Origin of the sequence: Rhizobium sp. RAF36 (genome assembly GCF_052114105.1) — a bacterium.
Classification (GTDB): domain Bacteria; phylum Pseudomonadota; class Alphaproteobacteria; order Rhizobiales; family Rhizobiaceae; genus Rhizobium.
Window position 1 is genome coordinate 7,501 of record NZ_JBFREC010000007.1, and the last position, 13,490, is coordinate 20,990.

Here is a 13,490-nt window from a genome sequence, read left to right on the forward strand (position 1 = left end):
GCTACCATTGCGGCCTTCGTCCACAATCTTCCGATCGAGATGATCGGGACCGGCGGCAGCCGATCAGGAGCCTGGCGGATCCAGATCATCATCAGCGATCGCCCGCCATGCCGCACCCTGCAGATCATCGTACTGGCCGCTCTTCAGCGACCAGAGAAACGCTGCCAGTCCAATACCACCCATGAAAAGCGCGATCGGAATGAGATAGATCAGCATGTTCATGCCGCCTGCGCCTCACTGGCCTTGCCGGCGGGACGCGCGATCGCGCCGGCGGGGATCGACTTGCCGAAGGCATTCAGCCTCAGCGCGTTCGAGACGACGATGATCGACGAGGTCGACATGGCGACGGCGGCAATCAGCGGGGTTGCCAGCCCGGAAATGGCGATCGGAACCGCCAGAATGTTGTAGCCGATCGCCAGCGCGAAATTCTGGCGGATCAACGCTGACGAGCGGCGGGCAACGGCGATTGCCAGCGGCACGGCATCGAGGCGCTCGTTGAAGAACACCAGGTCTGCAGCCTGCCGGCCGATATCGGATGCAGTCGCCGGTGCCATCGACACATGGGCGGCGGCCAGCGCCGGTGCGTCGTTGATGCCATCGCCGATCATGAAGACCCGGTGGTTGCTACTGTTGAGTGCCTGGCATTGATCGACCTTCTGCTTCGGTGTCAGGGCGCCCAGCGCCCGGGGGATCTCGAGTTCGCGCGCCGTGTTGCCGGCAACGCGCTGGCGGTCTCCCGATATCATCACCGTCCCGAATCCGGCAGCATGGAGCGTAGCGACGGCCTCGCGCGCTCCCGGCCGCAGCGTGTCGTCGAAGAAGAACCGCGCGGAAACGACGCCATCCTGCGATAGGACGACTTCCGAGAACGGGCTGCCCTCGGCCGGCTGAGTTGCCAGACCACGGCAGGCGAAGGATTCGCTGCCCAAACGGTAGAGCGTTCCGCAGCTGACGGCTTCGAGACCGCCACCGGGGATTTCGATGACGCGATCGAAGGGCACCGGGGTGGTACGCGCGCTATGCATCAGTGCCTGCGAGAGCGGGTGGCGCGAGTGGGCTGCGAGACCGGCCGCGATCGAGAGAGCGCTGCCTTCAGGCGGCTCGGCTTTCACCAGCCGGGGCCTGCCCATCGTCAGGGTTCCCGTTTTGTCGAAGGCGACGGTGTCGATCTCCGCCAGCCTTTCGAGCGCCGAACCATCCTTGACCATGATGCCGTTGCGGAACAGTTCGCCTGCCGCCACGACCTGGACGACGGGAACAGCAAGGCCCAGCGCGCAGGGGCAGGTGATGATGAGAACGGCGACCGCGACGAGCATCGCCTGCTTCCAGTCGCCACCGAGGAAGCCCCAGCCGAGAAACGACGCCAGCGCCAGAAGATGAACGACCGGTGAGTAAAGGGCCGCCGCCCGGTCGGCGATCCGGCGGTAGCGCGCCCTGCCCCCTTCGGCGGCCTCCATCAGGGCAATGATTTCAGCAAGCAGCGACTCGCCTGCGCGTTTGCTGGCGCGCAGGATAAGCGAGCCGGTGAGGCTCATCGAACCCGAGCTGACCGGACTGCCGGCTCGAACCGGAACAGGGCTGCTTTCGCCTGTGACGATCGAAAGGTCGAGATCGCTCTCGCCGCTTACAACGACGCCATCAACCGGGACGCGCTCCCCGGCGGCCACCGCGACTTCGTCGCCGATGGCGATGTCCTCGGTGGGCACATAACGGCGCGATCCATCTGGCAGGACCAACAGCGCGCCGCGCGGCGCAATACGCGCCAAACCGTTGATCGCAGCCCGCGCCTTTTCACGCATGACATGATCCAGCGTCCGGCCGATCAGCAGGAAGAACAGCAGTGAGACGGTCGCGTCGAACCAGGCATGTTCGCCGTGATGCATCGTCTCCCAGAGCGAGACGGCATAGGAGAGCGTCACGGCAAGCGAGATCGGCACGTCCATGTTGGTACGCCCATGCTTCAGGGCATTCCACGCCGACTGAAAGAAGAAGCGGCCCGAATAGATCAGCGCTGGCGCGGCGATCATCGCCGATATCCAGTGGAACATGTCTCGCGTTGCCGCATCGGCGCCCGACCAGACGGAGACCGAGAGCAGCATGATGTTGGCAGCGGCAAAGCCGGCGACGCCGACGGCGAGCAACAGCTGGTTGCGGGTCCTGTCGCCCTCGGCGGCAAGCGGCGCGTAGAGATGCGCGCGGTATCCCGCGCCAGCGACCGCAGCTATGATTTCGGCCGGATTTACCGCCTGTGCGCCGATCTTTTCGGCATAGATGCAGGTGACGCGCCGCGAGGTCAGGTTGACGCGCGCCTTGCTGACGAAGGGCAGTGCCGTCAGCGCCCTCTCGATCGTCGAAATGCAGGCGCCGCAGTGGACATCGGGGACGCTGAGATCAAGCTGATGCAAGCCACCACCGAGCGGATGGCTGGCAAGCGCGATCTCCTCGGCGCTGAAGGCGGTAGTGCTCATCGCCATCACCCCCTCGGCATCGATCGCACAGCAGGTCATCGAACGAACTCCGCGGTGTCGAACCGGATCGCCTCGTGCATGACGAGGCTGCCGCCTTTCTTCGAGATGAACTCGACGATCCAGTCGCCGACCGGGACATGGCGATCGGTCTCGAACGCCCCCTCGCCGCGATTGTCCAGCGCAACGGAAAAGTCCTCGTGGTCGCCGACCGGCCGCTTGAAATTGGCCGTCACGGTATCGATCGCCGCCGGCGATCCGTCCGGATTGGCGATCCGGTAGATGAAGCGGTCGTCCTTCAGCGAGATATGCCCCGCAATACCCGATGCGGTCATCGCCTTCATCTCTGCAGCGCGGTGATTGAACTCCTGGCTGGCGACATAGGTGTTTTCGACCACGAGGCCGCTCCAGCTTGAAGACGCGAACCAGGCCATCGTGACGTTAACGCTGATGACCACGGCGAAGAACGAAGTGATGACGAGCAGCATGTGGCGGCCGGTGAAGCCTTGGACGCGGGTGGTCATTGCGGATCTCCAGGTGCGTTGAACGCTGCGCGATAGGTCGCCCGGTCGCTGCCGCCGGGCTCCTCGATGGTGAAGAGGAATTCGTCGACAGCAGCCGTGCTCGGCTTGCGCGTGACGAAGACCTTGATCGTGGTTGCCGCATCCGGTGCCGCGTCCAGCGTGAAGCTGCGGACATCGTCCTTGCTGAGTTCGGGGATGCGCATGGTGGCGCCATCGAGGCCAGACAGCGTCAGCGCGATCTGCCGCGGCTGCGGCACCATGTTGAGGATGCGGATCGTGTAGCCGTTGCGGATCGAGCCGTCGCTTTCCATGACGAATTGCGGATTGCGGTCGTGGACGACGTTCAGTTCCAGACGCCCGCGCATCGACAGATGGACGAGCATGCCGATGCCGATCGCCGCCCATACGGCCGCGTAGAACACGACGCGCGGGCGAAAAATGATGCGCCAGTTGAAATGCCGGATGCCATCGACGAAGGAGCCGCCGGCATCGCGCACCTTGGCCGGCTGCACCGCCGTCCGTCCGCCATCGGTGGCGATGGCCATGTTGGCGGCATATTCGCTAAGCGTCGCATAGGCGATCAGGCCGCGCGGCTTGCCGATCTTGTCCATGACGCCGTCGCAGGCGTCGATGCAGAGAGCGCAGGTGATACACTCCATCTGCTGGCCATCGCGGATGTCGATGCCCATGGGACAGACGGCAACGCAGGCATTGCAGTCGACGCAATCGCCGACCGGAAGCCCATCCGCCTGCGCCTTCTTGCTGTGTCGCGAACGTTGCTCGCCGCGCCAGTCGTTATAGGTGACGACAAGCGAATTCTCGTCCAGCATGGCGCCCTGGATGCGCGGCCAGGGACACATGTAGGTACAGACCTGCTCGCGCAGCAGCCCGCCGAAGACGTAGGTGGTGGAGGTCAGGATGGCGACAGTGGCATAGGCGACGGCGGGTGCCGCGCCGGTTGCGAGTGCCACCGCCAGAGACGGCGCGTCGGCGAAATAGAAGATCCAGGCGCCACCCGTCGCAACGGCAATCGCCAGCCAGACAGCATGTTTAAGAGCACGCTTGCGCAGCTTGCCCAAGCTCCACGGCGCGGCATCGAGCTTGATCCGGGCGTTGCGGTCGCCCTCTATGGCGCGCTCGACGACGAGAAAGAGATCGACCCAGACCGTCTGCGGACAGGCATAACCGCACCAGGCCCGGCCGACCGCCGAGGTCACGAGGAACAGCCCGAACTCGGCCATGAGGAGCAGCCCGGCGACGTAGTAGAATTCCTGCGGCCATATCTCGATGAAGAAGAAGTAGAAGCGGCGCGAGGCGAGATCGACGAGGATTGCCTGGTCCGGTGCGTAGGGTCCGCGATCCCAGCGGATCCAGGGGGCCAGATAGTAGATGCCGAGTGTAACAAGCATCACGATCCATTTGAAACGGCGGAACTGTCCCTCGGCACGCTTAGGAAAGATCTTTTTCCGCGCCGCATAAAGCGGCTGACGGTTACGGCGGGCGTTCACAGGCTCGACATCGAGCCGCTCCACGCTCTTGGGATCGGGTGCTGTGAAAAGGTTCATAAATAATGTCTTTCGCGTTCGATACGCCTGTTCTCCTCCGGGGGCGGCCGAGCGTCCTTGATAAAGATCAACAAGGATCAACCGGCCGGTCGCCATAAAAAGACGGGCCGCGCTTCGAGGCGAAGGCGCGGCCCGGAAAACAGTGAGAGACTGGGGGTCTTCTCCCAATTTTTAACGGCTCGACGGCTCATCATCACTGAGCGAGGTCAGGCTGACGATCGCGCTACCGATCTTCTCCGGCGCGTCGCCCTTGCAGCCCGGCGGCAGCGACTTGGCACGGACGGAGACACGGGAACGCACGATCGAGCGCGGCATGCCGTAAAGCCCGAGGAGCGGATTGTTCCCGTGTGGCACCATTGTCCCTCTCCTTACTTACCGCCGCCGAGCGAGTGGACGAAGACCGTCAGTTCCTTGACCGTCGTATCGCCGAGACGCGCCGACCATGCCGGCATCACGCCATGCTTGGGCGCCATGACCTGGCGAATGATCGCCTCCTCGCCGCGGCCCTTCAGCCAGATCGCGTCGGCGAGATCGGGCGCGCCCATCTCGGCCTTGCCCTTGGCGTCCTCGCCGTGGCAGGCGGCGCAATTGTCGAGGAAGATCTGCTTGCCGGCAGTGGCCAAAGCCGGATCGGAAGGCGTGTTGGTCAGCCCCCAGACATAGGCGGCCACTTCCTTCGTTTGATCCTTGCTGAGGATATCGCCGAAGGCAGGCATCTCCGAGACATGCGTATCCGCATCCTCGTCGAAGCGGATACCGTGAGCGATCGTCGTCTGGATCGATTGCAGGTCGCCGCCCCAGAGCCAGTCGTCGTCATTCAGGTTCGGAAAGCCCGGTCCGCCGCTGGCGCCCGATCCGTGACAGGTGGCGCAGTTGACCTTGAAGGCCGAGGCACCACCGGCAATAGCGAATTCGCGCAGTGCCGGATCGGCGTCGATCTCTTCGACGCTCTTTGCCGCGATCATTTCGTGGAACTTCGCCTGGCCGGCCTTCGCGTGATCGAGATCCTGCTGCAACTCGGCGCGGCTGGAATAGCCGAAATAACCCTTCGTCGCCGAGGTTACCATAGGGATGGCGGGATAGACGACGACGTAGCCGATCGCCCAGAGGATCGTCACATAAAAGGTCCAGACCCACCATCGCGGCATCGGATTGTTCAGTTCGCGAATGCCGTCCCATTCATGCCCGGTGGTTTCGACGCCGCTGACTTCATCAATATGCTTTTCCGACATCTCAATCGTCCTTCAGGGGAATGTCAGCGGCCTCCTTGGCCGTCTGCTTGCTGCCGGGGCGGAGCGTGTAGGCGACGGCGCAGACGAAGAATGCCGCCATCGCCAGAAGCCCCCAGCTGTCGGCGAAGTGCCGCATTGCCGTGTATGTTTCCATGAGATCACCTCACCGGTAGCCGGTGGCATCGTCATAGGTCGAGAAATCGACCAGCGTGCCGAGCATCTGCAGGTAGGAGACCAGCGCATCCATCTCGGAAAGACGCTGCGGATCGCCGTCGAAATCGCCGGTCTTTGCCTTCGGGTAGCGCTGCAGCAGCGCCGAGGTGTCGGCGTTGGGATCGGCCTGCGCCTTCATGTCGGCTTCCGCATTGGCGAGCATGTCGTCCGTGTAGGGCACGCCGACATCCTCGTTGGCTTTCAGGTCCATGCCGATGTCCTTGACGGTGACCTCCTGCGTCTTCAGGAACGCGTATTTCGGCATGATCGATTCAGGCACGACCGCCCGCGGATCGGACAGATGCTGAACATGCCACTCGTTCGAATAGCGGCCGCCGACGCGTGCGAGATCCGGCCCGGTGCGCTTCGAGCCCCATTGGAACGGGTGGTCGTACATGGATTCCGCCGCCAGCGAATAATGGCCGTAGCGCTCGACTTCATCGCGGAACGGCCGGATCATCTGGCTGTGGCAGAGGTAGCAGCCTTCGCGGATGTAGATGTTGCGGCCTGCCAGTTCGAGTGGTGTGTAGGGGCGCATCCCCTCCACTTTCTCGATGGTATTCTGCAGATAGAAGAGCGGCGCGATCTCTACGATGCCGCCGATCGAGACGACCAGCAGCGAGCCGACGAGCAGCAGCGTCGCGTTCTTTTCGAGGATCTTATGTTTGTCCAGTATCGATGCCATGGTTCACCTCACTCGGCAGGCTGTGCCTGAGGCACATAAGCGGTCGGGATAGCGGCTTCGTCGCGCAGACGTCCGCGGATGGTCATGAAGACATTCCAGGCCATGACGAGACCACCGGCAAGATAGAGCGTGCCGCCCAGCGTGCGCAGCACGTAATAGGGGAACATCGCGGAGACGGTTTCTGCGAAGGAATAGACGAGGAAGCCCTGCGAATTGTATTCGCGCCACATCAGGCCTTGCTGGATGCCGGCGACCCAGAGCACGGCGGCGTAGACGACGATGCCGAGCGTGGCGAGCCAGAAGTGCCAGTTGACCATGCGCAGGCTATAGAGCCGTTCGCGGCCCCAGAGCTTCGGCGTCAGGTAATAGATCGCCCCGAAGGTGATCATACCGACCCAGCCGAGCGCACCCGAATGCACGTGACCGATGGTCCATTCGGTATAGTGGCTGAGCGAGTTGACGGTCTTGACCGACATCATCGGCCCTTCGAAGGTCGACATGCCGTAGAAAGCGATGGCGACGATCATCATGCGGATGATCGGATCGGTGCGGATCTTGTCCCAGGCGCCCGAAAGCGTCATCAGGCCGTTGATCATGCCGCCCCACGACGGCATCCAGAGCATGATCGAAAAGACCATGCCGAGCGTCTGCGCCCAATCAGGCAGCGCCGTGTAGTGCAGGTGGTGCGGACCGGCCCAGATATACATGAAGATCAGCGCCCAGAAGTGGATGATCGACAGGCGGTAGGAATAGACGGGGCGGTTCGCCTGCTTCGGGACGAAATAGTACATCATCCCCAGGAAGCCGGCGGTCAGGAAGAAGCCGACAGCATTATGGCCGTACCACCACTGCGTCAGCGCATCCTGGACGCCCGAGAATACCGAATAGCTCTTCGATCCCAGGAACGACACGGGCACGGCGAGATTGTTGACGACGTGCAGCATGGCGATGGTCACGATGAAGCCGAGATAGAACCAGTTCGCCACATAGATATGCGGCTCGCGGCGCTTCAGGATCGTGCCGAGATAGACGACGAGATAGGCGACCCAGACGATGGTCAGCCAGATATCGACATACCATTCCGGCTCGGCATACTCGCGGGCCTGAGTGATGCCGAGCACGTAGCCGGTGGCCGCCATGACGATGAAGAGCTGGTAGCCCCAGAAGACGAACCAGGCGAGACTGCCGCCGAAGAGCCGCGCATGACAGGTGCGCTGCACGACATAGAACGAGGTCATGATCAGCGCATTGCCGCCGAAGGCAAAGACAACGGCCGATGTGTGAACCGGCCGCAGCCGCCCGAAATTCAGATAGGGTGCTAGATTGAGATCGGGACATGCGAGTTGCGCGGCAATGATCACGCCGACGAGGAAGCCGACGACACCCCAGAAGACGGTGGCGATCAGCCCGTAGCGGATGACCTCATCGAAATAACCGGATGCCTCCGGCTTCGGCTGACGTCCCGCCGGCGAGAAATCGACACGGCGCATCAGGATCACCGTTCCGGCAAACAGGCAGAAACACAGGATCCCCATATGTGCGGCAAAAAGCTGATCGTGGGCGAAGGCCGCTCCTAGCAAGGCTAGGAACGCTGCGACCGCGACCATCACGGTCTCGGTTGTGTAGTTCATGGTATCATCCCCAGTGCGCAGCAGGCCGCGTGACGGCGCGCTTTCTCGTACTTTGCAGCAAGGACTGTCATGGAGCTCTCCAGCACTCCTTGATTTACATCAACGAACCGAACGGCTTAGCCGGTGATACCAAGCCTGTTACAAACTGTTACGCAGTCTCACCATTTGGCACCGTCCGCTCATCCTCGTGTGACGCAGCGGCTGTCTATTCCCTCGCGTGCAAACGAGGGGACTACGACGATGCTGATGCAGAACCACCAGGCGTTCGAACATGGAAAGCCCGCCGGTGAAGCGGGAAAGACGGGGCGCTCGCTATCGTCGGTGTTTCATCTCTCGGCGCTCGAACCTGTCGCCGCCGGCAAGGCGCTCTGCTGGGAAGGCGATGCGGCAAAGCATCTGTTTCAGGTGGTCGAAGGCGTTGTCCGCCTGCAACGCATCATCGGCGAGGGCCGCCGGGTGATCACCGGGTTCCATTTTGCCGGAGAAATCGTCGGCGCCTTCCTGCAGGGCGACTTCCTGTTCACTGCCGAGGCTGTCACCGATTGCAAGATCCGCCGCGTCTCGCGCAAGACCTTCCAGGACGAGGTGGCGCGCTCGGATGCGCTACGCCCCGAATATATCGCACTCCTCTGTCACGAGACGGCAGCGGCCCATGATCAGATGGTGCTCCTGTCGAAGAAGAATGCCGAGGAGCGGCTGTGCAGCTTCATCGCCACGCTCGCCGCCCGCCCCGGCGCCCAGCCGCGCCCGGGATTGCTGCGCGTGCCGATGAACCGTCAGGATATCGCCGACTATCTCGGCCTGACGATCGAGACGGTTTCACGCACGATCACCAAGCTCTCGCAGCGCAACGTCGTGGTCCCCGAAGGCCGTCATGACTTGAGGATTCTCAGCAAGGGCAAGTTGATCCAGCTCTCGGGCAACGCAGATGATTTTCCGGAGAAAAACTGCCATAGGGTCAGCGTTCACTGATCGCAGCAGGAAGCAGCCATGCCCCATCGCCTGATCTCGCCGCGCACGGCCTCCCCCCAGGAACTGGACGCGCTTGTGCATGTTCTCGATGGCGCCGATATCATCGTGCATCGCCTCGAAGGCACGATCACCCATTGGTCGATCGGTTGCGAGAACATGTATGGCTGGGCGCGCGAGGAAGCGGTCGGCGAAAAGGTCGATGTACTGCTCGCCACGCGGTTTCCGGAGCTGGTCGAAGATATCCACGCACACCTGAGGTCACGCGGTTTCTGGCAGGGCGAGATCGTCCACCGCCACAAGAGCGGCTACGACCTTCACGTCGCCACCCGCTGCGTGCTCGTCAACCTTCCGGATGGCGAACCAGCCGTCATTCAGGCGAACAGCGACGTCAGTGCTCTCCGGAAAGCCGAAGAGGCCGTCAGCGCCAGAGAAGCGCATCTAAGCTCTATTCTCGAGACGGTGCCCGACGCGATGGTCGTCATCGACCAGAAGGGCACGGTTCTCTCCTTCAGCACAGCAGCGGAAAAGCTGTTCGAGATGACCTCTGACCAGATCTGCGGCAGGAATGTCAGCAATCTCATGCCCTCGCCCTACCGCAGCGCCCATGACGGCTATATCGGCCGTTACCTGGAAACCGGCGAGAAGCGGATTATCGGCTACGGCCGCGTCGTCACCGGTCAGCGTGCGGACGGGTCGCAGTTCCCGATGGAGCTGCATGTCGGCGAAGCGACGGCGAATGGCGAGCGGATTTTTACCGGTTTCGTCCGTGACCTGACCAGCCGCTTCAAGATCGAGGAAGACCTGCGCCAGGCGCAGAAGATGGAAGCGGTCGGCCAGTTGACCGGTGGCCTCGCCCACGATTTCAACAACCTCTTGACTGTGATTAGCGGCAATCTCGAGATGATCGAAGACAAGCTGCCGCCGGGGCCGCTGCGCGATATGCTGCGCGAAGCGCAGGGTGCGGCGACAGACGGAGCGAAGCTGACGGGACAGTTGCTTGCCTTCGGCAGGCGCCAGCCGCTCAATCCCCGGCATGCCGATCTTGGACAGCTTCTCACCGGCTTTTCGGATCTGCTGCGGCGGACGCTCGGAGAGAATATCAAGCTCTCGACCATTCTCTCCGGATCCGAATTCAATGTTCTTGTCGATAGCTCGCAGCTTCAGAACGCCATTTTGAACATCGCTCTCAATGCGCGCGACGCGATGCCGAAGGGCGGCAGTCTGACGACCGAGATCTCGTCCGTGCATCTGGATGCCGACTACGCCAAGATGTATCCCGAAGTCCGCAGTGGAAACTTCGTGCTGATCTCGATGACCGACACCGGTTCGGGGATGACCGAAGACGTGAAGAAACGTGCCGTCGAGCCATTCTTCACCACCAAGGAAACCGGCTCCGGCACTGGGCTCGGATTGAGCATGGTCTATGGCTTCGTCAAGCAATCCGGCGGCCATCTGCAGATCTACAGCGAGGACGGCCGGGGAACGACGATCCGCATCTACCTCCCGGCAATCGGCCCGACGCCGAAAGCATCCGCTGAGGACGGATCGGCCGTCGAAAGCCCGATGCCGCGCGGTCACGAGCAAATCCTGGTGGCCGAGGACGACATTCGCGTCAGACGCATCGCCGTCGCAAGGCTTTCCGGCATGGGATACACGGTGCTCGAAGCCGACAATGGCCGGCGGGCGCTTGAAATCCTCAAGGACAATCCGGAGATCGCGCTGCTCTTCAGCGACATCGTCATGCCCGGCGGAATGACCGGCGATGAAGCGGCACGCGCCGCCCGCTCTATCCGGCCCGATATCGCCGTGCTCTTCACATCCGGTTACTCGGAACCGGCGCTGGCGGCTAACGAGGTCATCCCCGGCGCCCAATGGCTGCGAAAGCCTTACACGGCCCGCGAGCTCGCCGCGAAGATCCGCGACCTTCTCGACGCCAGGTGATCCCGGGGCAAAACGCCGATTCCGCACCTGAAGTTTGACCGGCATCAAAGAGCACCGCTGGTGGATGACTTAGAACGTCTCCGGGCGAACGGCCCGCAAAACAGGAGACGTGCGATGAATTTGAAATACGGCCTGATCGCCGCAACGGCGGCCATGATCGCCTTGCCAGCGCCGCTGATGGCAGCCGATCACCAGGTCCAGATGCTCAACAAAGGCACTGATGGCGCCATGGTCTTCGAGCCGGACTTCATCAAGATCGCTCCCGGCGATACCGTGACCTTCGTGCCGACCGACAAGAGCCACAATGTCGAGACCTTCAAGGGTCTGATCCCGGATGGCGCTGCGGAATTCAAGTCGAAGCCGAGCGAGCAGTTCCAGACGAAATTCGATATCCCCGGCGGATATGTCGTCAAGTGCACGCCGCATTTTGCCATGGGTATGGTAGCGCTGATTCAGGTGGGCGACCAACCCGCCAATCTCGACGCCATCAAGACGGCCAAGGTTCCGAACCTGGCACGCAAGCGCCTTGACGGTGAACTTGCGAGGGCCGCCGCGCAATAAGGCGTCCATCGTCGGACGGAGCGCGGGTTGCAACCCCTGAATGCGACCCGCGTCCGGCTCCCGGCAATATATGTTGCCTGGCTAATATTTTGTGGCATGCTCATTCCAAACTCCGTTCGATGTTGGGTTCCATGGGTGGAAGAGCGGCCGGGGACGCCATGACGGTGTCCGTTCATCGCAAGTCTGCAGCCTGCTACATGCCACCCATGCCCGTTGGCAGCGTGGTTCATGCGGGCAGGACCAATGGCGAACTTCCCGGCCGGCATCTCATCGCCGATTTCAGCGGCGCCGCACAACTCGGTGACGTCGCACATATCGAGGCAGCGTTCCGTGCAGCCGTGAAAGCTGCGGGAGCTACACTTCTCGGTATGAATTTTCATGTCTTCGACCCCGGCGGCGGCGTGACGGGAACCGTCTCGCTGGCGGAAAGCCACATGTCCATCCACACATGGCCCGAGCACGCCTATGCAGCGCTCGATATCTTCATGTGCGGCGCCTGCGATCCGCTGAATGCCCTGCCGGCACTGGTCGAAGCGCTCTCGCCTGCCCTGGTGGAACTGCGCCAGATCATTCGCAGAGAGGCAACGGATCTGTAATGGTCATTGTCATTTCCGACGATCCGGACGAGACCGCACTGGAGCCGCTGCCGGCGATTTCGCGGCCCTACCCTCTGCCGGAACTGCCGCCAGGCCGGGTCTTTGTCGAAGGGCTGGATACCGACGTGCCGCCGCGGAGCGGCAGCGTCTTCGTTCTCGAGGACGCCGATATCTTCGACGAGTACCACTATCGTGCCCAGTCTATCGTCTGTTCGTTTCGAACGCCGTTTCAGAACGTCACCATCGCCGATACCTACAGCTTCGGCCGTGCGCTGTTCCTCGACGGCGCCATCCAGAGCGCCGAGGACGACGAGGCGCTGTATCACGAACTGCTCGTGCATCCGGCCATGCTGATGCACGACAATCCGCGCCAGGTGCTGATCATCGGCGGCGGTGAAGGCGCAACGCTCCGCGAAGTGCTTGCCTATCGCGACGTGACGCGCGCCGTGATGGTCGATATCGACCGGGATGTGGTCGATTGCTGCCGCGAACATCTCGGCACCTGGAACTACGGCGCTTTCACCGATCCCCGGGCTGAATTGCATTATCGCGACGGCCGGGACTATGTGGAGACCACCGACGAACTCTTCGATGTCATCATCATCGACGTCGTGGACATGCTGGATAACGGCCCGGCCCAGCACCTCTACACCAAGGAGTTCTATCGCTCGCTGCGCGGCTGCCTGCGCGACGGCGGCATTCTGGTCGTGCAGGCGCTCGAATTTTCGTCCTGCAACTACAAGGGCCATACGGCACTTCGCCGGACGCTGCAGACGGCCTTCACCAAAGTCAGCAGCTATCAGGTGCCGATCCCTTCGTTTCTCGCCATGTGGGGCTTCATTCTGGCGTCAGACTGGCTCGACCCGGAAGAGGAGAATGCTGCCCGCCTTGACCAGCTGATCGATGCCAGGCTCGGCGACGACTGGCTCGAGCACGCGACCGGCGCCTTCATCATGTCGCGCTTCTGCTTCGACAAGGAGACCGGCTTTCTGCTCGGCCTTGCCGGCCCGGTGCTGGAAGACGGCGTGGCGTTCATCCCGCCTCCCGATGTCCATACGGTCGATGACGGCATGCGGCAGCTGCCCGCGCTGGCGGACGAGTAGCC

14 protein-coding genes are annotated in these 13,490 nt (G+C 62.4%); 5 read left to right on the forward strand and 9 right to left on the reverse strand.

All coding sequences use genetic code 11. The features are described from left to right. Window positions 1-63: 63 nt before the first annotated feature. The 9 genes from ccoS to ccoN form a co-directional block, all read right to left on the reverse strand. Window positions 64-222: a cbb3-type cytochrome oxidase assembly protein CcoS gene (gene ccoS, locus AB4Z25_RS21925; RefSeq protein WP_112389759.1), complete on the reverse strand. Its 159-nt coding sequence runs from the start codon at window positions 220-222 to the stop codon at window positions 64-66. Then, window positions 219-2,507: a cation-translocating P-type ATPase gene (locus tag AB4Z25_RS21930; RefSeq protein WP_442208985.1), complete on the reverse strand. Its 2,289-nt coding sequence runs from the start codon at window positions 2,505-2,507 to the stop codon at window positions 219-221. The genes ccoS and AB4Z25_RS21930 overlap by 4 nt, the downstream gene beginning before the upstream one ends. Continuing rightward, window positions 2,504-2,989, reverse strand: a complete 486-nt coding sequence (locus tag AB4Z25_RS21935) for a FixH family protein (protein ID WP_112516615.1) — start codon at window positions 2,987-2,989, stop codon at window positions 2,504-2,506. The genes AB4Z25_RS21930 and AB4Z25_RS21935 overlap by 4 nt, the downstream gene beginning before the upstream one ends. Continuing rightward, window positions 2,986-4,554, reverse strand: a complete 1,569-nt coding sequence (ccoG, locus tag AB4Z25_RS21940) for a cytochrome c oxidase accessory protein CcoG (RefSeq protein WP_442208987.1) — start codon at window positions 4,552-4,554, stop codon at window positions 2,986-2,988. Before ccoG ends, AB4Z25_RS21935 begins: the two co-directional genes overlap by 4 nt. A 171-nt stretch (window positions 4,555-4,725) precedes the next feature. After that, on the reverse strand, window positions 4,726-4,911 hold the full coding sequence (locus AB4Z25_RS21945; protein ID WP_442208989.1) for a hypothetical protein: 186 nt from the start codon (window positions 4,909-4,911) through the stop codon (window positions 4,726-4,728). Window positions 4,912-4,922: 11 nt separating this feature from the next. Next, window positions 4,923-5,786, reverse strand: coding sequence for a cytochrome-c oxidase, cbb3-type subunit III (gene ccoP / locus AB4Z25_RS21950; RefSeq protein WP_442208991.1), 864 nt, complete (start codon window positions 5,784-5,786; stop codon window positions 4,923-4,925). A 1-nt stretch (window position 5,787) separates the two neighbouring features. Next, the gene (locus tag AB4Z25_RS21955; RefSeq protein WP_112389764.1) at window positions 5,788-5,940 is read right to left on the reverse strand and encodes a cbb3-type cytochrome c oxidase subunit 3; all 153 of its coding nucleotides are present in this window, start codon (window positions 5,938-5,940) and stop codon (window positions 5,788-5,790) included. A gap of 9 nt (window positions 5,941-5,949) precedes the next feature. After that, entirely contained in the window at window positions 5,950-6,684 is a 735-nt protein-coding gene (gene ccoO, locus AB4Z25_RS21960) for a cytochrome-c oxidase, cbb3-type subunit II (protein WP_112516611.1), read from the reverse strand. 8 nt (window positions 6,685-6,692) lie between these two features. Beyond that, entirely contained in the window at window positions 6,693-8,315 is a 1,623-nt protein-coding gene (gene ccoN, locus AB4Z25_RS21965) for a cytochrome-c oxidase, cbb3-type subunit I (RefSeq protein ID WP_112516610.1), read from the reverse strand. A gap of 240 nt (window positions 8,316-8,555) precedes the next feature. Between ccoN and AB4Z25_RS21970 the strand changes: the two genes are divergently transcribed. The 5 genes from AB4Z25_RS21970 (at window position 8,556) to AB4Z25_RS21990 (ending at window position 13,488) form a co-directional block, all read left to right on the forward strand. Then, a complete protein-coding gene (locus tag AB4Z25_RS21970) occupies window positions 8,556-9,287 on the forward strand; it encodes a Crp/Fnr family transcriptional regulator (protein ID WP_442208993.1) in 732 nt (243 codons plus the stop codon). An 18-nt stretch (window positions 9,288-9,305) separates the two neighbouring features. After that, a complete protein-coding gene (locus AB4Z25_RS21975) occupies window positions 9,306-11,228 on the forward strand; it encodes a PAS domain S-box protein (protein ID WP_442208995.1) in 1,923 nt (640 codons plus the stop codon). A 114-nt stretch (window positions 11,229-11,342) separates the two neighbouring features. Further along, window positions 11,343-11,789 carry a pseudoazurin gene (locus AB4Z25_RS21980; protein WP_442208997.1) on the forward strand — a complete coding sequence of 149 codons (447 nt, stop codon included), beginning with the start codon at window positions 11,343-11,345 and terminating at the stop codon, window positions 11,787-11,789. Between the two features lie 158 nt (window positions 11,790-11,947). Then, the gene (gene speD / locus AB4Z25_RS21985) at window positions 11,948-12,385 is read left to right on the forward strand and encodes an adenosylmethionine decarboxylase (protein ID WP_442208998.1); all 438 of its coding nucleotides are present in this window, start codon (window positions 11,948-11,950) and stop codon (window positions 12,383-12,385) included. Beyond that, complete coding sequence (locus AB4Z25_RS21990; protein ID WP_442209000.1) at window positions 12,385-13,488, forward strand: fused MFS/spermidine synthase; 1,104 nt, start codon at window positions 12,385-12,387, stop codon at window positions 13,486-13,488. The genes speD and AB4Z25_RS21990 overlap by 1 nt, the downstream gene beginning before the upstream one ends. Window positions 13,489-13,490: the final 2 nt, after the last annotated feature.

Coding starts and splice junctions, on each gene's coding strand:
- AB4Z25_RS21990 (WP_442209000.1), top strand. CDS start 12,385: ATGGTCATTGTCATTTCCGACGATCCGGACGAGACCGCACTGGAGCCG.
- ccoS (WP_112389759.1), bottom strand. CDS start 222: ATGAACATGCTGATCTATCTCATTCCGATCGCGCTTTTCATGGGTGGT.
- AB4Z25_RS21980 (WP_442208997.1), top strand. CDS start 11,343: ATGAATTTGAAATACGGCCTGATCGCCGCAACGGCGGCCATGATCGCC.
- ccoO (WP_112516611.1), bottom strand. CDS start 6,684: ATGGCATCGATACTGGACAAACATAAGATCCTCGAAAAGAACGCGACG.
- ccoN (WP_112516610.1), bottom strand. CDS start 8,315: ATGAACTACACAACCGAGACCGTGATGGTCGCGGTCGCAGCGTTCCTA.
- AB4Z25_RS21945 (WP_442208989.1), bottom strand. CDS start 4,911: ATGGTGCCACACGGGAACAATCCGCTCCTCGGGCTTTACGGCATGCCG.
- ccoG (WP_442208987.1), bottom strand. CDS start 4,554: ATGAACCTTTTCACAGCACCCGATCCCAAGAGCGTGGAGCGGCTCGAT.
- AB4Z25_RS21970 (WP_442208993.1), top strand. CDS start 8,556: ATGCTGATGCAGAACCACCAGGCGTTCGAACATGGAAAGCCCGCCGGT.
- AB4Z25_RS21955 (WP_112389764.1), bottom strand. CDS start 5,940: ATGGAAACATACACGGCAATGCGGCACTTCGCCGACAGCTGGGGGCTT.
- AB4Z25_RS21930 (WP_442208985.1), bottom strand. CDS start 2,507: ATGACCTGCTGTGCGATCGATGCCGAGGGGGTGATGGCGATGAGCACT.
- AB4Z25_RS21935 (WP_112516615.1), bottom strand. CDS start 2,989: ATGACCACCCGCGTCCAAGGCTTCACCGGCCGCCACATGCTGCTCGTC.
- speD (WP_442208998.1), top strand. CDS start 11,948: ATGACGGTGTCCGTTCATCGCAAGTCTGCAGCCTGCTACATGCCACCC.
- AB4Z25_RS21975 (WP_442208995.1), top strand. CDS start 9,306: ATGCCCCATCGCCTGATCTCGCCGCGCACGGCCTCCCCCCAGGAACTG.
- ccoP (WP_442208991.1), bottom strand. CDS start 5,786: ATGTCGGAAAAGCATATTGATGAAGTCAGCGGCGTCGAAACCACCGGG.